The sequence below is a fragment of the Actinoplanes sp. NPDC051494 genome, from assembly GCF_044454705.1.
Lineage (GTDB): Bacteria > Actinomycetota > Actinomycetes > Mycobacteriales > Micromonosporaceae > Actinoplanes.
The window spans coordinates 212,885-233,096 of the sequence record NZ_JBITDZ010000007.1 but is presented as its reverse complement, the minus strand read 5'-3'; the positions used below and the strand labels follow the sequence as shown (position 1 = coordinate 233,096).

The window sequence follows — 20,212 nt, the reverse complement described above, 5'->3', positions numbered from 1 at the left end:
CCTGGCTATATTGCCGTGATGACGACCTTCGTGCTGGTCCCCGGCGCCGGCGGCAGCGCCTGGTACTGGCACCGGCTGGTTCCTGAGCTGCACCGCCACGGCCACGACGCGGTCGCCGTGGACCTGCCGGCCACCGACGACGGTGCGGGCCTCGACGCGTACGCGGAAACGATCGTCACCGCCGCGGCCGGGCGACCGGAGCTGGTGGTGGTCGCCCAGTCCATGGGCGGCCTCAGCGCGCCACTGGTCTGCGGCCGGCTCCCGGTGACCGCCCTCGTCCTGCTCAACGCCATGATCCCGGTCCCGGGCGAGACCGGCGGCCAGTGGTGGCCGAACACCGGCCAACCGGAAGCGCTGCGCGAGCTCGACGAGCGCGCGGGCCGCACCGGTTTCGACCTGCGCACCCACTTCTTCCACGACGTCCCGGCCGACGTCACCGAGCAGGCCCTGGCCGTGGACCTGCCGCAGTCCGGCACCCCGTTCGGCGACCCGTGGCCGCTGCCCGCCTGGCCGGACGTGCCGACCCGGGTCCTGAGCGGCCGTGACGACCGATTCTTCCCGCTCGGCTTCCAAGCCCGGATCGCCCGCGAACGCCTCGGCGCCACGCCGGAGACGCTGCCCGGCGGCCACCTGGTCGCCCTGAGCCGCCCGGCCGAGCTGGCCGCCCTGCTCACCCGGTAGGCACTCAGCCCGCGGTCTCGGGGTCCCCGGTGTAGACGGCGTGCGGCGAGGGCGGGCTCTGCGGGACGGTCTCGGTCAGTTGCTCGGGCCGGGCGCGCTCCGGCAGGCGGCGCCACTGCTCGGTGGCCGGGCGGACCTCGGTGACGACCTGCTGCTGCTCCACGGGCATGGCTGAATTATGGACCCCGCGTCCCGGCTGTGTCGTCATCCGCGAGGATGCGCAGCTCGTCGAGGACGATCCGGGTGGCCGTGGACAGCGGGGAGTGGCCGCGGACCGCGGCGTGGACGCGGCGGGTCAGCGGTGGGCTCAGCGGGTGGGTCGCGACGTCGTAGCGGTCGTCCACGGCGAGGCCGGGCAGCAGCGACACCGACAGGCCGGCCTCGACGTGGGCGAGCAGGAGTTCGTAGCTGGGGAAGCGGCCCGACACCGCCGGTTCGAAGCCGGCCCGGCGGCAGGCCGTGGTCACGAGGTGGGCCAGGTAGGTGCCGGGCAGGTCCATCGACCAGGCGGACCCGGCCAGGGCGGCGAGGTCGGCGGGGGCGCCGGTTGCGAGCAGCCCGGGCCGGGTGACCAGCACGATCTCGTCGGTGAGCAGCGGGACCGTACGGATGCCGGGGTCCACCGGCAGCGCGCCGTCGAGGAAGTCCGCGGTCACCACGAGGTCGTGGTCGCCACGGCGCAGGGCGGGCTGGGCGGCCTGCGGGTCGAGTTCGGTGACGACCAGGTCGATCGACGGGTGCGTGGTGCGCAGGCGGGTGCCGAGCGGGATGACGAGGCGGCGGACGGCGCTGGAGAACGCGGCCACCCGTACCCGTCCGGTGGGTCGTCCGGTGAGGCCGCGCAGCTCGTCCTGGGCCGTGTCGATCTGGTCGAGGATGATCCGGGCGTGCCGGGCGAGCGCGTGGCCGGCGTCGGTGAGGCGGACCCGGCGGCCGGTGCGACGCAGCAGCTCGGCGTGCGCCTCCGTCTCGAGCACCGCCAGCTGGGCGGAGACCGCGGACGGGCTCAGGTGCAGCGCCGCCGCGACGGCCCGGACCGTGCCGAGGTTGTCGAGCAGGCTCAGCATCTCCAGGCGGGCGGTGTTGAGCGGCATAGCCGCACAGCGTAGACAAGAATTGCAGCTTTTCACGCACAACGACGGCTCCCTAGGGTGAGGGGATGACCGCCGAACAGTTCTGGGCCGACGCCGACCGCCACCTGGTGCGTTACGGCGCCCCGTTCACGCCCGAGATCATCGAGCGGGCCGAGGGCAGCTTCGTGTACACCGCCGGCGGCCGCAAACTGCTCGACTTCACGTCGGGGCAGATGAGCGCGATCCTCGGGCACTGCCACCCGGCGATCGTGGCGACCGTCCAGCGCGGCATCGCCGGCCTGGACCACCTGTTCAGCGGCATGCTGTCGCGCCCGGTGGTGGATCTCGCCCGCCGGCTGGCCGAGACCCTGCCCGAGCAGCTGAGCAAGGTGCTGCTGCTGACCACCGGCGCCGAGTCGAACGAGGCCGCGATCCGGATGGCCAAACTGGTGACCGGCAAGCACGAGATCGTGGCGTTCGCCCGGTCCTGGCACGGCATGACCCACGCCGCGGCGGCGGCCACCTACAGCGCGGGCCACCAAGGTTACGGCCCCACGCCGCCCGGCAACTTCGTCCTGCCCACGCCGGACGCGTACCACCCGGACTTCACCACCGCCGACGGTGAGTTCGACTGGCGCAAGCAGCTCGACTTCGGCTTCGCCCTGATCGACGCCCAGTCGTCGGGCAGCCTCGCGGCCTGCATCGTCGAGCCGATCCTGAGCTCCGGCGGCATCATCGAACCGCCGCCGGGCTACTTCGCCGCACTGGCCGGGAAGTGCCGGGAGCGCGGCATGCTGCTGATCGTCGACGAGGCGCAGACCGGGCTGTGCCGCACCGGCGCGTGGTACGCGTTCGAACGCGACGGCATCGTGCCGGACATCCTCACCCTGTCCAAGACGCTCGGCGCCGGCCTGCCGCTCGCCGCGGTCGTCACCAGCGCCGAGATCGAGCAGCGGGCCCACGACCGGGGCTTCCTCTTCTACACCACGCACGTCTCCGACCCCCTGGTCGCGGCCGTCGGCAACACCGTGCTCGACGTGCTCCAGCAGGACAAGATGGAGGTACGCGCGGCCGAGAACGGCGAGTTCCTGCGCGCCGGCCTGCTGTCCATCCAGAGCCGCCACCCGATCGTCGGCGACGTCCGCGGCCGCGGCCTCATGCAGGGCGTCGAACTGACCGGCGACAAGGAACGCGCCGGCGCGGCGGTCACCACCCGCTGCCTGGAGCTGGGCCTGCACATGAACGTTGTTCAGCTGCCCGGCATGGGCGGCACGTTCCGCATCGCCCCACCCCTCACCGCGACGCGCGAGGAACTGGGGCTCGGTCTGGAGATCCTCGACCAGGCGCTCGGCGAGGTGGCCTGACCAGGTCGGCCGGGTCGGCTGGGCGGCCGAAGTGGTAGCCCTGGGCGTATCGGTAGCCCAGGCGCAGCAGTTCCGCGGCCTGCTCGGCGGTCTCGACTCCCTCCGCGACCGCTTCCAGGCCGAGTCCGTCGCTGACCTGGATCAGGGCGGTGGCGATGACCGCGTGCCGGCCGGCCATGGTGATGGTGTCGACGAACGATTTGTCGACCTTGAGGATGTCGACCGGGACGGTCTGCAGCAGGCCCAGTGACGAGTGGCCGGTGCCGAAATCGTCGAGGGCGATCGCCACGCCCAGCGCGTGCAGGTCCTTGACCGTCTGTACGGCCTGGCCGCGGCCGAACACCGCGGTCTCGGTGACCTCGACGGTCAGCCGGCCGGGTGACAGCCCGGTCGAGGCCAGCACCGCGGCGACCGTGCCGGCGAGACCGGGTTCGGCGAGCTGGCGGGCCGACACGTTGACTGACATCCGGGCGGGTGCCTCCGCGTCCGGGTCGTCGTGCCAGGCCACCGCCTGGGTGCAGGCGGTGTGCAGGATCCAGGCGCCGAGCTCGACGATCAGCCCGGTGTGCTCGGCCGCCGGGATGAACCGGTCGGGCGGGACCGGGCCGTGCGCCGGGTGGTCCCAGCGCACCAGTGCCTCGACCGCCACGGTGCGCCCGGAGGCCAGTTCGACGATCGGCTGGTACACGACCCGGAACTGCCCCTCGTCGAGGGCGGTGCGCAGGTCCGCGCCCATCCGCGCCTGCTGCTCGCCGGTCTCGTCCAGTTCGGGCCGGTAGCGGCGGCGCCCGTCACTGGTGCCCTTGGCCGCGTACATGGCGACGTCGGCGCGCCGCAGGACCTCGTACGGATCGGTGGTGCCCGTGCTGTCGGCCACGCCGATGCTGGCGCCGACCAGCAGTTCGTGGCCCTGGGCGACGACCGGCGCGCGCAGCGTCTCGGCAAGGCGGGCCATCGTCTGGTCGGCGGCCGCGCCGGACGCCGCGGGCAGCAGCAGCGCGAACTCGTCGCCGCCCATCCGGGCCACCAGCACGTCCTCGTGCAGTGCGCCGCGCAGCCGGCCGGCGACCACCGCGAGGAGCCGGTCACCGACGGCGTGGCCGAGCCGGTCGTTGACGCCCTTGAAGTTGTCCAGGTCGAGCAGCGCCACCTCGACCGGGCCCTCGGCCAGCGCGCCGGCCAGCGCCTGCTCGAAGCGCCGGCGGTTGGCCAGCCCGGTGAGGTCGTCGGTCATGGCGAGCCCGGCGAGCTGGTCGGCCTGGCGCTGGACCTGGCCGACGAAGCCCGACATGCGGAACAGGACGAGCAGGAACAGCAGCGCCGCACCGCCGGCGATCGCGAGCCGGTCGACCGGGTCACCGCCGATGCCGGGTACGAGCAGCAGGGCCGGGGCGAGCAGCGTGCAGGTGGCGAGCAGGATGAGCCGGGACCGGCCGACCCGGGCCCCGGCGCGTTCCGGGACCAGGGTCCCGGCGGTGCGCATCGAGGGGTGCAGGGCGGCGGCACCCCAGCACACGTACGAGAGCAGCCAGCCGGCGTCGAGGATGCTGCCGGTGGTCTCGGCGTAGAGCTCGACCAGCGAGTAGCTGATGTCCGACGAGAGCAGCAGCGCCACCGCGATCCCGAGCAGCCGCACGCTGGCCGGGCGGCGCCCCGACGTGGTGTAGAAGCGGGCCAGCATCGCCAGCAGCAGGGCGTCGGCGGCCGGGTAGGCCACCCCGACGATCCGCTCGGCGGGCGACGCGGTGGCGCTGGTCGCGACCGGGTGCATCACGAACACCCAGAACGTCAGGCCCAGCCCGACCGCCACGACGGCCGCGTCGGCCAGGGCCGCGAGGTCGCGCCCGCTCCGGTCCCTGCCGCGCATCAGCAGCAGCATCCCGGCCACGAGCATCGGGTACGCGCTGAGGTAGAAGATGTCCGCCGCGGACGGGTAAGGATCGTCGTGCAGGACGTACTTGTGATACTCGAAGACCAGGTCCCCGGCTACCCACGTGACCTGTCCGGCGGCGAACCAGTACCACAGCGCCGGCCGGTGGGCCCGGTGCAGGCGGATCCCGGCCACGATCAGGACGGACGAGGTCAGGCCGATGGCGTCGTAGGCGAGCTGGGACGGCAGGGTGTCGCGGGGCAGCAGGTAGTACGAGCCCGCCGCGACCGCGCCCACGACCAGCCACCAGCGCCAGATCCGCTCCCGCCACACCTCAGCGCACCACGGTGGGTACGCCGAGGAAGTCCGGCTCCGCCACCGGCCGGCCGAAGTGGTAGCCCTGCGCGAGGCGGTACCCGAGCCGGTACAGCTCGGCGGCCTGTTCGGCGGTCTCCACGCCCTCGGCCACCGCCATCAGCCCGAGCCCGTTGCTGACCTGGATCAGCGCGGTGGCGATGACCGCGTGCCGGCCGGCCATGGTGATGGTGTCGACGAACGACTTGTCGACCTTGAGGATGTCGACCGGAACGGTCTGCAGCAGGCCGAGCGACGAGTGCCCGGTGCCGAAATCGTCGAGGGCGATCCGGACCCCGAGGTCGTGCAGCTCCTGCACGGTCTGCACGGCCTGGCCGCCGCCGAACACCGCGGTCTCGGTGACCTCGACGATCAGGTGCCGGGCGCCCAGGCCGGTCCAGGCGAGCACCTCGGCGACCACCGCGGTGAAGCCCGGTTCGGCGAGCTGGCGGGCCGACACGTTGACCGACATGCGCTCGGGCGCGTGGTCGCCGAGCGTGTCGCGCCACATGACGGCCTGCGCGCACGCGGTCCGCAGGATCCAGGCGCCGAGCTCGACGATGAGACCGTTCTGCTCGGCGACCGGGATGAACTCCGCCGGGCTGACGAAGCCGCGCTCCGGGTGCTCCCACCGCACCAGCGCCTCGACGGAGACGATGCGCCCGTCGGGCAGCGACACGATGGGCTGGTAGACGACCCGGAACTGCCCGGTGTCCAGGGCGGTGCGGATCTCCGCGCCGAGCTGGGCCTGCTCCCCGGCCCGGGCGTCGAGGTCGGCGGTGTAGTGCCGGTGCCGCCCGCCGCCGGCCTCCTTGGCGGCGTACATCGCGATGTCGGCGCGCCGCAGCACCTCGCCGGCGTCGGTGGTGCCCTCGCCGTCCGCGCTGCCGATGCTGGCCCCGATGAGCAGTTCGTGCCCGCCGGCCTCGATCGGCCGGCGTAGGGCGGCGCCGAGCCGTTCGACGATGCCGGCCATGGTGGCGGGCGAGCCGGTGCCGACCAGCACCGCGAACTCGTCACCGCCCATCCGGGCCACCAGGTCACCCTCGCGCAGCGCGCCCGCGAGCCGGCCGGCGACCACGGCGAGCAGCCGGTCGCCGACGGCGTGACCGAGCCGGTCGTTGACGTCCTTGAACCCGTCGAGGTCGAGCATGGCGACCAGCGGGTTCCCGGTGGCGGCCACGGCGGCCAGCCGTTCCTCGAACACCCGCCGGTTCGGCAGCTCGGTCAGCGCGTCGCACAGCGCGAGCTCCTCCAGCTGGCGGGCCTGGCGCTGCACCTGCGACACGAAACCCGACATCCGGGCCATGACCAGCAGGAACAGCACGACCGCGCCGACCCCGATGGCCAGCCAGTTCAGCCGGGACGAGCCGACCGTCAGCCCCTGCACGAACAGCAGGACGGGCACGAGCAGCGTGCAGGCGGCGAGCACGGCCAGCCGGGTCCGGCCCAGGCTGTGGTCGGCTCGCGTGACCTCCGGCGCGGGCTCGCGCGACGAGCGGTGCAGGGCGGCGGCGCCCCAGACGGTGTTGGAAACCAGCCAGCCGACCGCGACCGCGCCCTCCATGTCGGTCGCATAGGTGGTCACGACCTGGTACGCGACGTCGGAGGCGAGCAGTGTGCCCATCCCGACGGTGAGCAGCGTCAGACTGGCCGTGGGCCGCCCGGCCCGGGTCAGCAGCCGGGCCACCAGGGCCAGGAGCAGAAGATCGAGCGCCGGGTACGCGGCCCCGATGATCCGCTGCCCCCACGGCACCGATCCGTCGGCGGCGAGCGGGCCGATCACGAACACCCACCAGACCAGGCTCAGCCCACCGGCGATGACGGCCGCGTCGAGCATGCCGGCCCAGTCGCGCCCGAAGCGGCCCCGGGAGACCATGAGCGTGCCGGCCACCAGCAGCGGGCAGGCCCCGAGGTAGAAGACGTCGGCCAGGGACGGGAACGGCGACTGGTGCAGGACCTGCCGGTAGATCTCGTACGTGACGTCGCCGAGCAGCCGCACCAGCACCGCCACCGCGAACACGTACCACCCGGCGCGCTGACCGGGGCGGTTGCGCCGGATCCCGGCGATGATCACGGCGAGCGTCGCGAGCGTGAAACTGTTGTAGACGACCGCGGCGGCCGGGGTGCCGTCGCGCATGAACGGGTACGCGACGCTGACCAGCAGCCCCACGATCGTCCACGCCACGACCACCCGGTCGGCAGATCCCTTCCGCACGTCATGCCATCGGCAGTTCGCGGGTCCATCTGAGCGGCGCGGCGCCCGGGGTTTGCCGCGGGCGTCAGGCCGGCAGGGCGCGCTCGACGATCGCGGCCGTGTCCGTGCCGGCCAGCAGGGTGCCGAACGTCAGGCCGCCCCCGCCCCCGTCGCCGCCCCCGTCGCCGCCGAGGCGGGAGCCGCAGAACGCGTCGGCGACCACGGCCGGGGCGTGCCGGACCAGCAACGACCCCTGCAGCACCAGGGCCATCCGCTCCGCGACCCGGCGGGCCAGCGGCTCCGGGTCGGCGGCGGTGAGCAGCCTGTCCAGCCCGGCGACGGCCCGGTCCAGGCGGCGGTCCGCCCCGGCGGTGGTGCCGATCTCCGCCCGCCACGCCTCGAGGCTGCCCGGATCGCGGCGCAGGGTCCGCAGCACGTCGAGCGCCTGGACGTTGCCCGAGCCCTCCCAGATCGAGTTGAGCGGGGCGTCGCGGTACAACCGGGGCAGCCCGGACTCCTCGACGTAACCGTTGCCGCCCAGGCACTCCAGGGCCTCCCCGACCACGGCGGGCTGCCGTTTGCAGACCCAGTACTTGCCGGCCGCGATCACCATGCGGGCGAACGCGCGTTCGGTGCCGTCACCGCGTACGCCCCGGTCGACGGCCCCGGCCAGCCGCAGGGCCAGCGCCGTCGCGGCCTCGGTCTCCACCGCCAGGTCGGCCAGGACGGCCCGCATCAGCGGCCTGGTGATCAGCGGGGCGCCGGACGTGGACCGGTGCCGGGCGTGGTGCACGGCCTGGACCAGCGCGGCCCGCATCCCGGACGCGGAGCCGGTCACGCAGTCGAGCCGGGTCATCGCGACCATCTCCAGGATGGTCGGCACGCCCCGGCCCTCGTCGCCGACCCGCCACGCCACGGTCGCGTCGAACTCGGGCTCGGCGCTGGCGTTGCTGCGGTTGCCGAGCTTGTCCTTGAGCCGCTGGATCCGGAACGTGTTGCGGGTGCCGTCCGGCAGCACCCGCGGGAGCAGGAAACAGGTCAGCCCGCCCGGTGCCTGGGCCAGCACCAGGAACAGGTCGCTCATCGGGGCGCTGGTGAACCACTTGTGCCCGCGCAACCGGTAGGTGCCGTCGGCGACCGGGGTGGCCGTCGTCGTGGTGGCCCGCACGTCGGAGCCACCCTGCTTCTCGGTCATCCCCATGCCGGCGAGCAGCCCGGCCTTGCCGTCCGGGGCCCGCAGCCCCGGATCGTAGACCCGGCCGGTCAGCAGCGGCTCGTAGGCGGCGGCCAGGCCGGCGTCGTGGCGCAGGGCCGGCACCACCGCGTACGTCATGGAGACCGGACAGGAGTGCCCGGCCTCCACCTGGCTCCACGTGAACAGGCCCGCGGCCCGGGCGACGTGGGCCCCCGGCCGGGCGTCGGCCCACGCGGCCCCGGCCAGCCCGGCCCCGACCGCGACGTCCATGAGCCGGTGCCAGGACGGGTGGAACTCGACCTCGTCGACGCGGTGGCCGTACCGGTCGTGGGTGCGCAGGCGTGGCTCGTACCGATTGGCGTCGTCGGCCCACCGCTGGGCCTCCTCCCGCCCACCCAGCTCGCCCAGCCGGTGCAGCTCGTCGGCTGCCCACCCGGCGCCCTCGCGCGCGACGGCCTCGAGCAGTGCGGCGTCCGCGGCCAGATCGTGCCCGGCCAGCGGCGGCACCTGATTCACGACCTCGTGCGTCTCGCCACCCATGACTTCGACGGTATGTCCGCCCGGACCGGGCCACCAGGGGTGATCCTGACGGGGTGAGACTTCCCCGCGCCGCGGCCGCGCTCCTGCTGGCCGCCACCCCTTTCGTCCCGCCGGATGCACCCGCCCCGCTGGACCCTGTGGTCGCGCCGCTGGACCTCCTGGTCGCGCCGCCGGCGGAGTACGGGATGCTGGCGCTGATCAGCGGCGAACTCACCCGTGACGGGCGGTGCCTGCTGCTCGCGAACGGCGATGCCCGCAGCGTCGTCATCTGGCCGGCCGGCACCCGCTGGCTGGCCGACGAGGAGGTTGTCGTGCACCCCTCCGGCGCCCGGATCCGCCTGGGCGATTCCTTCCGGACCGGCGGGGGTCACGTCCCGATCAGCCATCGTCTGGCTACCGGCTGGCTGAGCGAGGCCGACTGGCGGGCCGCTCTCGCCTGCGCCCGGAAGGTGGACTTCCACGGGGTGGTCCTGAACCCGTTCTCGCCGATCGAGGCCACCACCGAGCCCGCGATCCCGGGGTGACAGACTTGCCGCCATGGGTCTGTTCACGCTCGACGAGGCACGCAAGGAGCTGGTCCGGCTGCGGCCGCTGCTCGACGACATCGTCGCGCTGCGGGCCGACGTGGTCGAGCTGTCCGCGGCGCTGACCCCGGGCGGCCGGCCCACCCCGCTCGGCGGGCTGCCCGAGCACAAGGCGGCCGAGGCCCGGCTCAACGAGCTGATGACCGAGGTGCAGGAGACCGGGGTCGAGCTCAAGGGCATCGCGCCGCTGCTCGTCGACTTCCCGGCCGACCTCGACGGCGTGCCGGTGCTGCTCTGCTGGCTCGAGGGCGACGCCGAGCTGACCTGGTACCACCGCGCCGACCTGGGCTTCGCCGGTCGCCGCCGCCTGCCCTGAGCGTTCAGCGGTGCCGGCGGGCGATCGCGTACAGATCCCGGGCCGGTCCGGTCAGCTGACCCGCGGCCGGCCAGATCGCCCGGAGCCGGCGCTGCAGCGGCACCGCCGACGGCACCGCGACCAGGGTGCCGGCGGCCAGCTCGGCGGTCACCGCCAGCGAGCTCAGCACCGCCACGCCCGAGCCCGCCGCCACCGCGTGCTTGATCGCCGTGGTCGACGACAGCTCCAGCAGCGGGGTCGTGGTGTGCCCGCCCAGGGCCTGCTCGAACGCGCGCCGGGTGCCCGACCCCGCCTCCCGGGAGACCAGCGGCGTCGCGGCCAGCTCCGCGGCGCTCACACCCCGGCGCCGGCGGGCCCAGGGATGGCCCGGTCCGACGACCACCGCGAGCCGGTCGGTGGCGACCACCTCGGCGTGCAGGCCGGCGGGCAGGTCCGGGCCCTCCACGAAACCCAGCTCGACCCGGCCGGCCAGGACCGCGTCGGCGACGTCTGAGGAGTTCGCCGCACGCAGCGTCACGCTCAGCCCCGGGTGGGCCACCCGCAGCGCCACCAGCCACGGCGGCAGCAGGTACTCCGCGACGGTCTGGCTGGCGGCCACCGCCAGGCGGCTCTCCTGGGTCGTGCGCAGCGCCGCGACCCCGGTGGCGAGCGCGTCGGCGGCGTCGACCGCGGTCCGGGCCCAGTCCGCGACCAGGGCCCCGGTCCCGGTCAGGGTCGAGCCGCGCGGGCCCCGGTGCAGCAGGGTGAGGCCGAGCCGGCGTTCGAGCTCGCGCAGGCGGGCGCTGGCGGCCGGCTGGGAGACCCGGTGGGCCGCGGCGGCCTGTCCCACGCTGCCGAGGCGGGCGACGCTGAGCAGCAGGTCGAAGCCGGTCAGGTCGGCGAACACCGGCGGCAGGGGCATGGCGGTCATCATCGCGGATGCCGGCCCGGCCGGGACGCACGACCCGCGACCCGTGAACCGTGACCCGTCTCCGGTCATAACCGTGGGTTATGGCCCCATGGGTGATCGGTCCCTACCGGGCCGCCCGCCACCGGGCGAGCATGGACACATGATCGGACCCAACTGGTTTGCCTGCGTCATGGGCACCGGGATCGTCGCCACCGCCGCGGCGACCCTGCCCGTCGACGTGCCGGGGCTGCGTACCTTCGCCACCCTCGTGTGGGCGCTGGCCGTCGTGCTGCTGATCGCCGTCACCGGTGCGCTGCTGCGGCGCGGCTCCTGGCACGCCGGCGACCCGGTCATGGTGCAGTTCTGGGGCGCACCCCCGATGGCGCTGATGACGGTCGGGGCGGGGACGCTGCTGCTCGGCCGGGACCTCGTCGGGCAACCGGCCGCGGTCGCCGCCGACCTGGTGCTCTGGGGCACCGGAACGGCCCTCGGGCTGGCGGTCGCGGTCGCCGTGCCGTACCGGATGATGACCGGGACACCCGCCGAGCCGGACGCCGCGTTCGGAGGCTGGCTGATGCCGGTCGTGCCGCCCATGGTGTCCGCCGCGACCGGCGCGCTGCTGGTGCGGCACGTGCCGTTCCCCCGCGAGCTGCTGCTCGGCTGCTACGCGCTGGCCGGGATCAGCCTGTTCGCCGCCGTCGTGGTCATCACCCAGATCTGGGCGCGGCTCGTGCGCCACCCCGGCGGTGCCGCGCGCTCCGTGCCGACCCTGTGGATCGTGCTCGGCCCGCTCGGGCAGTCCGTCACCGCGTTCCACCTGCTCGGCCGGTCCGCCGAGGGGGTCCTCGACGAGCCCTACGCGACCGGGGCCCAGGTGATCGCGCTGCTCTACGGCGTACCCGCGCTCGGTTTCGCCTTCTTCTGGGCCGCCCTCGCCGGCGCGATCACGCTGCGCACCGCCCGCGCCGGCCTGCCCTTCTCGCTGACCTGGTGGAGCTTCACGTTCCCGGTCGGCACAGTCGTCACCGGCACCAGCGGCATGGCGGTCCGGTCCGGCTCACCGGCACTCGCCCTGCTGGCACTTCTGCTGTACGGATGCCTGCTCGCCACCTGGGCCGTCGTTGCGGTACGCACGGGTCGCGGGATCAGGCGCGGCGACCTGATGTATTCGCCGCGGGCGCTGCGGAGATCTACATTGACCGGATGACCGGTGACTTCTCGATCAAGCCGACGCTGACCGGTGAACGGGTGGAGCTGCGCCCCTTCCTCGACGAGGACTACCCGGCGATCGAGGCCGCGTTGCGCGACCCCGAGGTGATCCGGCTGACCGGCAGCACCCCGATAGTGTGGGACGAGGCGGCCCACGTGCGCCTGCGGGAGTGGTATTCGACCCGCAACCGGCAGCCGGACCGGCTCGACCTGGCCGTCACGGACCGGGCCACCGGACACTGGGTGGGCGAGGTCGTCCTCAACAAGGTCGACGTGCACAACCAGGCCTGCAACTTCCGGATCCTGATCGGCCCCGGCGGCCGCGACCAGGGGTTCGGCACCGAAGCGGTCCGGCTCCTGCTCGACCACGCGTTCGGCACCCTGGGTCTGCACCGCGTCGAGCTCCAGGTCTTCGCGTTCAACCCCCGCGCCCGCCGCGTCTACGAGAAAGCCGGATTCCAGGCCGAGGGCGTGCTGCGCGACGCCCTGCGCACCCCCGGCGGCTGGGCCGACGCCATCGTGATGTCAGCCCTCGCCCCCGGCTCCTGAGCTGGTCAGGGCGGCCGCGGCGAGCAGGGTCAGTTTGTCGGCGCCGGTGGTGGACGGGTCGGGGTGGTAGACCACGAGCATGATTCGGAAGGAGGCGACCAGCGCCGCCGCGGCTGCCTCCCAGTCGGGCCACATGTCCTGCTCGGCGGGGTCCAGGAACACGTCACGCAGCCGGTTGCCGCCGGCGACCAGGCGCGGCGAGAGCGCGGTCGCGAGGCGGTTGGCGGCGAGCACGTCCAGGTGACGGCCCTCCACGAACGCGGGGAACGGCAGCACCGTCAGGAACTGCGCGGTGCTCGCCGGCACCGCTTCCCGGCGGGGACGCCGCCGGCGAGACCCAGCAGATGGTCCCGGGTCGTGTCGTCGAGGTGCAGCACGCGGGCCAAGGACTCCAGGACCTGCACCGACGGGCTGCGGTCGCGGCCGCGTTCGAGCCGCAGGTAGTAGTCGGCACTGATCCCGGCGAGCATCGCGACCTCCTCGCGGCGCAGGCCCGGCACCCGGCGTACGCCCAGCACGGGAACACCCGCCTGCTCGGGAGTGACAAGGTCGCGCCGGGCACGCAGAAACGCACCCAGAAGATTCGATGGCCCGGTCATCATCCCAAGGTAGGCGGGTGCGCGCGCCGGTGAGGGGGTCCTGTCGGGCCCCTGGCTGTGGTCCGCGGCGACGCGCTGAGTTTCACGGTGGCGGACCTGCTCGACGACGCCGGATGGGCCGATGCCGTGGCCGGCTGCGACTCCGTAGCGGGGGCCTGCCCGGATATCCGGACGTCCACATCCCGTTCATCGACGTGCGTGACGTCGCCGCGGCCCACGTCCTGGCCCTGACCACGCCCGGTGCGGGTGGGCAGCGGTTCCTGCTGTCCAGCGGGCCGGCGATCTCGCTGAACACGTCGGCAGCCTGTTGAAGGCACATCTCGGTGCCGCGGCCGGGCGGGTGCCGGCCCGCGGCATCCCGAACGTCGTGGTGCGCCTCGCCGCTCTCGTCGATCCGGAGTTCCGGGCGCTGGTCCCCGACCTCGGATATGTCAAGAAGCCGTCCAGCGACAAGGCCCGCACGGTGCTCGGCTGGACGCCGCGTGACGTCGACTCCGCCATCCTCGCCGCCGCCGGGTCGATGATCGCCAAGGGCCTGGTCAGGAAGTAGTGTTGCGTTCGTCTCGCCAGGCAAGGAACTCGCGGAGCCCGGCGAGGTCCGGTTCAGGCCCACCGGTGTGGACGGTGAAGAGGCGGGCGCCGAGGGCGTACATCCGGTCGCGGTCGGCGGTCCTGCCCATCACCGAGATCTCGATCCCGGCCGGGTCGCGGCCGGCCGCCGCGCAGTGCTCGCCGAGGATGCGCAGCTTGCGTTCCAGGGCCTCGGCGTCGGCATAGCTGTGCCAGATGTCGGCGTGCTTCGCGGCGAGCCGGAGCGTCTTCTTCTCGCCACCACCGCCGATCAGGACCGGGATCCTGCGGGTGGGCGGCGGATCGAGCTCGGCCCACCGGGACTCGATGCGGGGCAGGGCCCGGGCGAGGTCGTCGAGGCGGCTGCCGGCGGTGCCGAACTCGTAGCCGTATCCGGTGTAGTCGCGTTCGAACCAGCCCGACCCGATGCCGAGGACCAGGCGGCCGGCGCTGATGTGGTCGACGGTGCGGGCCATGTCGGCGAGCAGATCCGGGTTGCGGTAACCGTTGCCGGAGACCAGGGCGCCGATCTCGACCCGGGAGGTGGACTCCGCCCAGGCCGCGAGCATGGTCCAGCACTCGAAGGTCGGGCCGTCCGGCGGGCCGGTGACCGGATGGAAATGGTCCGCGTTGAACAGCAGATCGACACCGAGATCCTCGGCCCCGGCGGCGACGCGGCGGATGGTGGCATAGTCCAGGTGCTCCGGCTGCAACTGCAACCCGACGCGAACCGGCCGGTCTGTCATGCAGCGATGTTAACGCACCACCGCGGTCGAGTCGGCATTGGTGACAACGGCGGCAATTGCCTCGGCCCTGGTGAAACTCTTGGCCAGGGAGAACGTATTCTTGATGCCGTGGAAAGCGCGGGAGAAGCCGCCGTCACCGAGTGCCTCGAAATGGATCTCACGCCGGTCGTCATGGTCCATCAGATAGAGTCGCACGCCCCACACGCCGGTCGGGCCCTTGCGGGACGCGAGCAGTGAGATGTCCGGCCGGCCGCTGAACTGGTCGAGCGGGTTGTCGCTGACGGTCAGCGGTTCCACCGTCGCTTTCTGGCTGCTCAGGGCGGCGTTCAGCAGAGCCGCCACCTCGGCCAGGGGATCGCGGTGTCCACTGTCATCGACTTCGTCTGCATGATGGGTCACGCTTTCTGTACGATATTACTCAGCGATTCTGGCGACTTTCCTGGGCGCGGCGGCGAGATTCGGCGGCGAGGGCTTTCTGGCGCTCCTCCTCTTCTTTCTTGCGCAGGCGGAGCTGCTCGTCGGCCAATTTCTTCTGATCTTCCGCCTGGCGGACCACAGAATGATTCGACTGGGCGGGCGGGATGTCCGGCATATCGGTGTCCCTCCATGATGGATCGGTTATGAAGGGGACTGTAATCGCTCGCGCCGGACCGGGAGCCACCCGTTCGGGTCGCCTGCCACGCCTAACGCCGCCCGTCGACGCCGATCGATGCAGCGAATCCGGCTGCCGAGATGCCCGCGCGCCAGGGGCGGGCAGCGGGGGCGGGCAGCGGGGGTGGGGGTTCACCCGGCCCGGCCGGCGCGGGGAAACGCCGACCGGGGACGGTGAACCCGGCCGGGCCCTCGGTATGCCGGCCGGGAACTCTATGGCCCGTGAGGGTCCATCGAGTGCTCAGTGTCGGTTGGCCCCGGAAAGGTTGCCCGGGCCGGGAGAAAACTTTCCAGGGGTCCTCGGCCCGGCTCAGAAAGGGAAGATTCCGGCCGATAAGCGGATGTGGGTGACATTCATGCGGTGATCGACGCTCGGGCGGTCACTCCGGTCTTCCGGCGCCTGGTCTCGTTGCGGACCGGTGCGCCGGTGGGCTTCGAGGTTTCCGGGCCGCCGGGGGATCTGGCCGCGGCTGCCCGTGCGGTGGGGCGGGGCGCCGAGCTCGCGTGGGTGTTCCGGGCGGCGGCGTATCGCACGGCTCTCGACACCGGCCTCGACGTCACGCTGCTCGTCGCCGCGGAACGGGCACCGTGCCCGCCGGAGCTCGCCGCCGAGGTGGCCCGGGCCGAAAAGCAGCTGACCATCGTCGAAGAGCTGGCCACCGGACGGGAACTGGCCCTGAGCAGGGAGCTGGCCGCGGGCAGGGAGCTGGCCGGGCGCGGGGGCGGGGGCGGGTTGCTGGGGGCGGCCGCGGGGATCCGGGCGGCGGGGCACGGGGTGGCGCTGGGGGATGTCGCGGCCGGGGTGGCGTTGTTGCCGTTGGTGCAGCCCGATGTGGTGACGGTGGACATGGGTTCGCTGCGGTCGCCGGAGGATCCGTACCGGGCTCGGACGGTCGCGGCGGTCGGGGAGTATGCCGAGGCCTTCGGGGCGGCGGTGGTGGTCACCGGGGTGCAGAGCCCGGAGGACGCGCGCCTGGCCTGGGCGGCCGGGGCCACCGTGGTGCGGGAGGGCGTGGTGCGGGAGGGCGTGGCGCCGGAGCTCACGGCCGGGGAGAAGTGGCCGCCCAGGGCGGTTGCTCCGGGGATCGCGGGCGGCACCCCGTACGCGATCGTCGGGGGTTGTCGTCCGGTGATGGAGACGTCCCGGGCGTCTCTGGTGGCGGTGAGCCGGCGGCTGGAAGCCCTTGCGGCGGACGGTCAGGTGCTGCTCGCCTGTGGTCCGGAGGCCGGGGATCCCGGCGCGGCCATGGTGCGGCGCCTCGGCCGGATCGCCCGGCTGAGTCCGCTGGTCGCCGTGCTGGGGGAAGGTGTCGACGCGGAGCCGGCGCCGGGGGTGCGCGGCGTGGATCTTACCGAGGGGGATCCGTTGCGGGGTGAGCGGAACCTGATCGTGCTGGGTCCGCAGCAGGCCGCGGCGCTGGTGGCCCGGGAGATCGACGGGGACCGGTTCGGGTTCGCGGTCACGTATCAGCGGGACCTCGTGGTCGCCGCGGCCCGGTCGTTGCTCGGCCGCGTATCCTGAATCCGGTTGCAGATTGCAACCGGATAGGGGCGGGCATCGTGGGCGACCTGATCTGCACCGGTATCACCTCCCTCGACGGGTACATCGCCGACGAGAACGGCGCGTTCGACTGGAGCGTGCCGGACGAGGAGGTGCACCGCGCGGTCAACGACCTGGAGAAGGGCATCGGGACCTACCTGTACGGGCGGGGGATGTACGAGGTCATGTCCGCCTGGGAGACCATGCACACCGAGCCCGGGCTGCCGCCGTACATCCTGGACTATGCCTCGGTGTGGCAGGCCGCCGACAAGGTCGTCTACTCCACGACGTTGCCGCGGGCGCGCACCGCCCGTACGCGTGTCGAACGCTCTTTCGATCCCGCGGCGGTCCGGGCGATCAAGGAGAACGGCCGGGTGAGCGTCGGCGGTCCGGGGCTCGCCGCGCAGGCCCTGCGCGCGGGCCTGGTCGACGAGATCGGGATGTTCGTGTCGCCGGTCGTCGTGGGTGGCGGCAAGCGCTTCCTGCCCGACGGTGTCAAGCTCTCGCTCGAGTTGCGGGAGCAACGCCGGTTCGGCAACGGGGTCGTCTACCTGCGCTACCGCGTGTCCCACTGAACCGAGCGCGCTGCGGCGCGGGCTGGTTGGATGGATCTTGTGCTGGCCCGATACACCGTAGCGGCGTCGCTCGCGCGGTTGGCCGACGAGGGCGCGCGGGTCGCCGTGCTCCTGCATGTCCTGGCCGTGGGCCGCGGTGCCGCGTTCGGTGGCCTGCTGGTGGCCGCGCTCATGGTGCCGCACGTCCTCGTGGCCCCGGCGGTGGGCGCGCTCGCCGATCGGGTCCGGCACCGGCGGTTGCTCTATGTCTCGGGCCTTGCCGGGTACGCGGTGTGCCTGCTCGGTGCCGCCCTCTGCGTACGGGACCTCCCGGTGCTCGCATTCGTGCTGGCCGTGGTCGCGGGCTGCTGCGCGCCGTTGCAGATCGGCGGGCTGACCAGCCTGCTGGGCGAGATCGCGCCCGGCCGGCTGCCGCGGGCGTTCGGGCTGGACGTCGCGTCGTACAGCGTCGCCGGGATCGCCGGGCCGGCCGTCGCCGCGCTGGTCGCCGGATGGACCGCGCCGATCTGGTCCGTGGTGGTGCTGTCGGGTTCCGGGCTGGTCGCGGCGGCGCTGGTGGCGACGCTCCGGCTCGGCACCGCGCCGCCGCACGACGGGCGGCGCGGCGGTGCGGTCCGGGCGATCGTGCGGCGGCCGGCGCTGGCCGCGGTCACCACGGCCGCGACGCTGGCCGCGTTCGGTCAGGGCGCGCTGCCGATCGTCGCGGCGCTGCTGGCCGAGGACCACGCCGACCCGCCGCTGACCGGTTTCGCGCTGTCCGCGATGGCGGTGGGCAGCCTGGTCAGTTCGCTGCTGTACGCCCGTCTGCCGGTCCGGCGGTGGGCTCCCGAGCACGTGGCGCTCGTCGCGATGACCGTGGTGGCGCTGCCGTTCGCGGTGCTGGTGTTCGCCGGCGGCCGCTGGGCGACGCTCGGGTTCTTCGCCGCGGCGGGACTGCTGACCGGCCCGGCGCTCGCCCTGATCATGGTGGTCCGGGACCGGGAGGCACCGGCCGGGGTCCGCACCCAGGTCTTCACGATCGCCGCCGGTCTCAAGGTGACCGCCGCCGCGGCCGGGGTCGCCGTCGCGGGCCTGGTCACCGCCCAGGGTGCGGTGGTGCTGCTGCTGGCGGTCGCGGCCTGTCATCTCGCGGCGGGTACGGCCGGCGCGGTCATCCTGCGTGGTCAGGAGCCGGACCGGCGCTCCAGGAACGCGTAGACGTCCTGCGCGTCGACGCCCGGGAACGTGCCGGCGGGCAGCGCCGCGAGCAGGTGGGAGTGGACCCGGGCGCTCGGCCAGGCCTGGCCGGACCACGATCGGACCAGCTCGGCGGGCGGGCGCCGGCAGCAGGACGGGTCCGGGCAGCGCGACACCGTACGCCGTGAGGTGTCGCCACCCCGGAACCAGCGGGCGTGTTCGTACGGGGTTCCCACCGTCACCGAGAATTCCCCGGACCGGGTCGACTCGACGTGCACGGTGCACCAGTACGTGCCGCCGGGCGTATCGGTGAACTGGTAGAACGACGAATAGGGATCGGGCGCCTGGAAGACCGTCCGGGAGGCCCAGTTGCGGCAGACCGGCTGGCCCTCGATGGCGCCGGTGACGTCCGCGGGGAACGTGACGTTGTCGTTCTCGTAGGCCTTGTAGACGGTGCCGCTCTCGTGGACCCGGACGAAGTGCACCGGGATGCCGAAATGGTGGGTGGCCAGGTTCGTGAAACGGTGGGCCGCCGTTTCGTAGGAGACGCCGAACGCGTCCCGGAAGTCGTCGATGGCCAGGGCGCGGTCGGCCTTGGCGGCGCGCAGGAAATCCACCGCGAACTTCTCCGGCATCAGCAGCGCGGCGGCGAAGTAGTTGGCCTCGACGCGCTGTCGCAGGAAGTCGCCGTAATCGGCCGGGTCGGCGTGCCCGAGCACGAAGTGGCCCAGTGTCTGCAGCACGACCGCACGCGGGTCGTGGCCTTTCCCGCTCGCGATCTGGGGCAGGTAGATGCGGTGGTTGCGCAGATCGGTGACCGACCGGGTCGAGCCGGGCAGGTCCGGCACGTAATGCAGGGTGAAACCGAGGCCGGCCGCGATGTCGAGGATCCCGCGCTGCGACAGCGGGCCGGTGGTGTTGCGGACCGATCGCAGCACTGTCGCGGCGGCCTGTTCGATGTCCGCGAAATAGTTGTCGCGTTCGCGCATCTGCTCGCGCAGCGCCTGATTGGCGCGGCGGGCCACCTCCGGGGTGGCGCTCTGCTCGGTCAGCCGGCGCGCGAGTTCGCGGTGCAGCCCGATCAGCGATTCCAGCGCGTCGGCCGGCAACCGCCGCCCGGCCCGGACGGTGGGCAGGCCCAGCGCGGAATATCCGGGATCTTTCTGAAAACGGGCCAGCTCGATCTCCAGCCCGGCGCGCCGGCTCGGCGCCTCCGGGCGCAGCAGATCCTGCAGCGGTACGCCGAGCGCGCCCGCGATCGCCTGCAGCACGCCGAGCTTCGGCTCCCGTTTGCCGTTCTCGATCAACGACAGCTGGGAGGGGGCGCGACCGACCTGGGCACTCAGTTGGCCGAGCGTCATGTTCTTCGACCGCCGTAGATGTCTGAGCCGCTGGCCCAGGGTCACCAGGTCGACATCGGAAGCCGTCATGGGTTTTGACGCTAACAGAATTTTCACGTTTCTTCTGCTCACAAATGGCTTCAGGAGCCCCACGCACCTCGGCGACAGTCGAGTTCTCCACCGAGAACGGAAGG

General features: G+C 73.1%; 23 protein-coding genes. 11 read left to right on the top strand and 12 right to left on the bottom strand.

Going from position 1 to position 20,212, the window contains the following annotated elements:
- The first annotated feature begins 18 nt into the window (after positions 1-18).
- Complete coding sequence (locus ACIA6A_RS24575) at positions 19-681, top strand: alpha/beta fold hydrolase (protein ID WP_396100181.1); 663 nt, start codon at positions 19-21, stop codon at positions 679-681.
- 4 nt (positions 682-685) lie between these two features.
- Here ACIA6A_RS24575 and ACIA6A_RS24570 read toward each other — a convergent pair whose 3' ends face one another.
- Both ACIA6A_RS24570 and ACIA6A_RS24565 read right to left on the bottom strand, forming a co-directional pair.
- On the bottom strand, positions 686-850 hold the full coding sequence (locus tag ACIA6A_RS24570; RefSeq protein ID WP_396100180.1) for a hypothetical protein: 165 nt from the start codon (positions 848-850) through the stop codon (positions 686-688).
- A 7-nt stretch (positions 851-857) separates the two neighbouring features.
- Positions 858-1,775, bottom strand: a complete 918-nt coding sequence (locus ACIA6A_RS24565) for a LysR family transcriptional regulator (protein ID WP_396100179.1) — start codon at positions 1,773-1,775, stop codon at positions 858-860.
- Between the two features lie 65 nt (positions 1,776-1,840).
- On the opposite strand from ACIA6A_RS24565, the gene ACIA6A_RS24560 reads away from it, so the two are divergent.
- A complete protein-coding gene (locus ACIA6A_RS24560; RefSeq protein WP_396100178.1) occupies positions 1,841-3,118 on the top strand; it encodes an aspartate aminotransferase family protein in 1,278 nt (425 codons plus the stop codon).
- On the opposite strand, the gene ACIA6A_RS24555 is transcribed toward ACIA6A_RS24560, so the two are convergent.
- The 3 genes from ACIA6A_RS24555 to ACIA6A_RS24545 form a co-directional block, all read right to left on the bottom strand.
- The gene (locus tag ACIA6A_RS24555; RefSeq protein WP_396100177.1) at positions 3,048-5,321 is read right to left on the bottom strand and encodes a putative bifunctional diguanylate cyclase/phosphodiesterase; all 2,274 of its coding nucleotides are present in this window, start codon (positions 5,319-5,321) and stop codon (positions 3,048-3,050) included. The two genes, ACIA6A_RS24560 and ACIA6A_RS24555, sit on opposite strands and share 71 nt — an antisense overlap.
- Position 5,322: 1 nt before the next feature.
- Positions 5,323-7,560 carry a putative bifunctional diguanylate cyclase/phosphodiesterase gene (locus tag ACIA6A_RS24550; protein ID WP_396100176.1) on the bottom strand — a complete coding sequence of 746 codons (2,238 nt, stop codon included), beginning with the start codon at positions 7,558-7,560 and terminating at the stop codon, positions 5,323-5,325.
- A 64-nt stretch (positions 7,561-7,624) separates the two neighbouring features.
- The gene (locus ACIA6A_RS24545) at positions 7,625-9,274 is read right to left on the bottom strand and encodes an acyl-CoA dehydrogenase family protein (protein ID WP_396100175.1); all 1,650 of its coding nucleotides are present in this window, start codon (positions 9,272-9,274) and stop codon (positions 7,625-7,627) included.
- Between the two features lie 53 nt (positions 9,275-9,327).
- Between ACIA6A_RS24545 and ACIA6A_RS24540 the strand changes: the two genes are divergently transcribed.
- Complete coding sequence (locus ACIA6A_RS24540) at positions 9,328-9,798, top strand: hypothetical protein (protein ID WP_396100174.1); 471 nt, start codon at positions 9,328-9,330, stop codon at positions 9,796-9,798.
- Positions 9,799-9,811: 13 nt separating this feature from the next.
- Positions 9,812-10,174, top strand: coding sequence for a DUF2203 domain-containing protein (locus ACIA6A_RS24535; RefSeq protein WP_396100173.1), 363 nt, complete (start codon positions 9,812-9,814; stop codon positions 10,172-10,174).
- A gap of 4 nt (positions 10,175-10,178) precedes the next feature.
- Here ACIA6A_RS24535 and ACIA6A_RS24530 read toward each other — a convergent pair whose 3' ends face one another.
- Positions 10,179-11,075 carry a LysR family transcriptional regulator gene (locus tag ACIA6A_RS24530; protein WP_396100172.1) on the bottom strand — a complete coding sequence of 299 codons (897 nt, stop codon included), beginning with the start codon at positions 11,073-11,075 and terminating at the stop codon, positions 10,179-10,181.
- Between the two features lie 148 nt (positions 11,076-11,223).
- Between ACIA6A_RS24530 and ACIA6A_RS24525 the strand changes: the two genes are divergently transcribed.
- Positions 11,224-12,270 (top strand): TDT family transporter, encoded by a 1,047-nt coding sequence (locus ACIA6A_RS24525; protein WP_396100171.1) that lies wholly within the window; start codon positions 11,224-11,226, stop codon positions 12,268-12,270.
- Positions 12,267-12,821 carry a GNAT family N-acetyltransferase gene (locus ACIA6A_RS24520; RefSeq protein WP_396100170.1) on the top strand — a complete coding sequence of 185 codons (555 nt, stop codon included), beginning with the start codon at positions 12,267-12,269 and terminating at the stop codon, positions 12,819-12,821. The genes ACIA6A_RS24525 and ACIA6A_RS24520 overlap by 4 nt, the downstream gene beginning before the upstream one ends.
- Here the strand turns inward: ACIA6A_RS24520 and ACIA6A_RS24515 are convergent.
- A complete protein-coding gene (locus tag ACIA6A_RS24515; RefSeq protein ID WP_396100169.1) occupies positions 12,798-13,127 on the bottom strand; it encodes a hypothetical protein in 330 nt (109 codons plus the stop codon). The genes ACIA6A_RS24520 and ACIA6A_RS24515 overlap by 24 nt on opposite strands.
- Positions 13,100-13,420: a helix-turn-helix domain-containing protein gene (locus ACIA6A_RS24510; RefSeq protein ID WP_396100168.1), complete on the bottom strand. Its 321-nt coding sequence runs from the start codon at positions 13,418-13,420 to the stop codon at positions 13,100-13,102. The genes ACIA6A_RS24515 and ACIA6A_RS24510 overlap by 28 nt, the downstream gene beginning before the upstream one ends.
- A 113-nt stretch (positions 13,421-13,533) precedes the next feature.
- Between ACIA6A_RS24510 and ACIA6A_RS24505 the strand changes: the two genes are divergently transcribed.
- Together ACIA6A_RS24505 and ACIA6A_RS24500 are read left to right on the top strand one after the other, a co-directional pair.
- Positions 13,534-13,731 (top strand): hypothetical protein, encoded by a 198-nt coding sequence (locus ACIA6A_RS24505; protein WP_396100167.1) that lies wholly within the window; start codon positions 13,534-13,536, stop codon positions 13,729-13,731.
- Complete coding sequence (locus ACIA6A_RS24500) at positions 13,728-13,970, top strand: hypothetical protein (protein ID WP_396100166.1); 243 nt, start codon at positions 13,728-13,730, stop codon at positions 13,968-13,970. The genes ACIA6A_RS24505 and ACIA6A_RS24500 overlap by 4 nt, the downstream gene beginning before the upstream one ends.
- Here the strand turns inward: ACIA6A_RS24500 and ACIA6A_RS24495 are convergent.
- The 3 genes from ACIA6A_RS24495 to ACIA6A_RS24485 are packed head-to-tail and all read right to left on the bottom strand — an operon-like array spanning position 13,960 to position 15,328.
- Entirely contained in the window at positions 13,960-14,736 is a 777-nt protein-coding gene (locus ACIA6A_RS24495) for an LLM class F420-dependent oxidoreductase (protein WP_396100165.1), read from the bottom strand. The genes ACIA6A_RS24500 and ACIA6A_RS24495 overlap by 11 nt on opposite strands.
- A gap of 9 nt (positions 14,737-14,745) precedes the next feature.
- A complete protein-coding gene (locus tag ACIA6A_RS24490; RefSeq protein ID WP_396100164.1) occupies positions 14,746-15,135 on the bottom strand; it encodes a hypothetical protein in 390 nt (129 codons plus the stop codon).
- A gap of 19 nt (positions 15,136-15,154) precedes the next feature.
- A complete protein-coding gene (locus ACIA6A_RS24485; protein ID WP_396100163.1) occupies positions 15,155-15,328 on the bottom strand; it encodes a hypothetical protein in 174 nt (57 codons plus the stop codon).
- Between the two features lie 420 nt (positions 15,329-15,748).
- Here ACIA6A_RS24485 and ACIA6A_RS24480 point away from each other — a divergent pair, with 420 nt between their 5' ends.
- The 3 genes from ACIA6A_RS24480 to ACIA6A_RS24470 are packed head-to-tail and all read left to right on the top strand — an operon-like array spanning position 15,749 to position 18,699.
- Positions 15,749-16,909: a phytochrome-like protein cph2 gene (locus tag ACIA6A_RS24480; RefSeq protein WP_396100162.1), complete on the top strand. Its 1,161-nt coding sequence runs from the start codon at positions 15,749-15,751 to the stop codon at positions 16,907-16,909.
- 38 nt (positions 16,910-16,947) lie between these two features.
- Positions 16,948-17,502: a dihydrofolate reductase family protein gene (locus ACIA6A_RS24475; RefSeq protein ID WP_396100161.1), complete on the top strand. Its 555-nt coding sequence runs from the start codon at positions 16,948-16,950 to the stop codon at positions 17,500-17,502.
- A 30-nt stretch (positions 17,503-17,532) separates the two neighbouring features.
- Complete coding sequence (locus ACIA6A_RS24470) at positions 17,533-18,699, top strand: MFS transporter (RefSeq protein WP_396100160.1); 1,167 nt, start codon at positions 17,533-17,535, stop codon at positions 18,697-18,699.
- On the opposite strand, the gene ACIA6A_RS24465 is transcribed toward ACIA6A_RS24470, so the two are convergent.
- Entirely contained in the window at positions 18,666-20,108 is a 1,443-nt protein-coding gene (locus ACIA6A_RS24465; RefSeq protein ID WP_396100159.1) for a helix-turn-helix domain-containing protein, read from the bottom strand. The genes ACIA6A_RS24470 and ACIA6A_RS24465 overlap by 34 nt on opposite strands.
- Positions 20,109-20,212 lie beyond the last annotated feature (104 nt).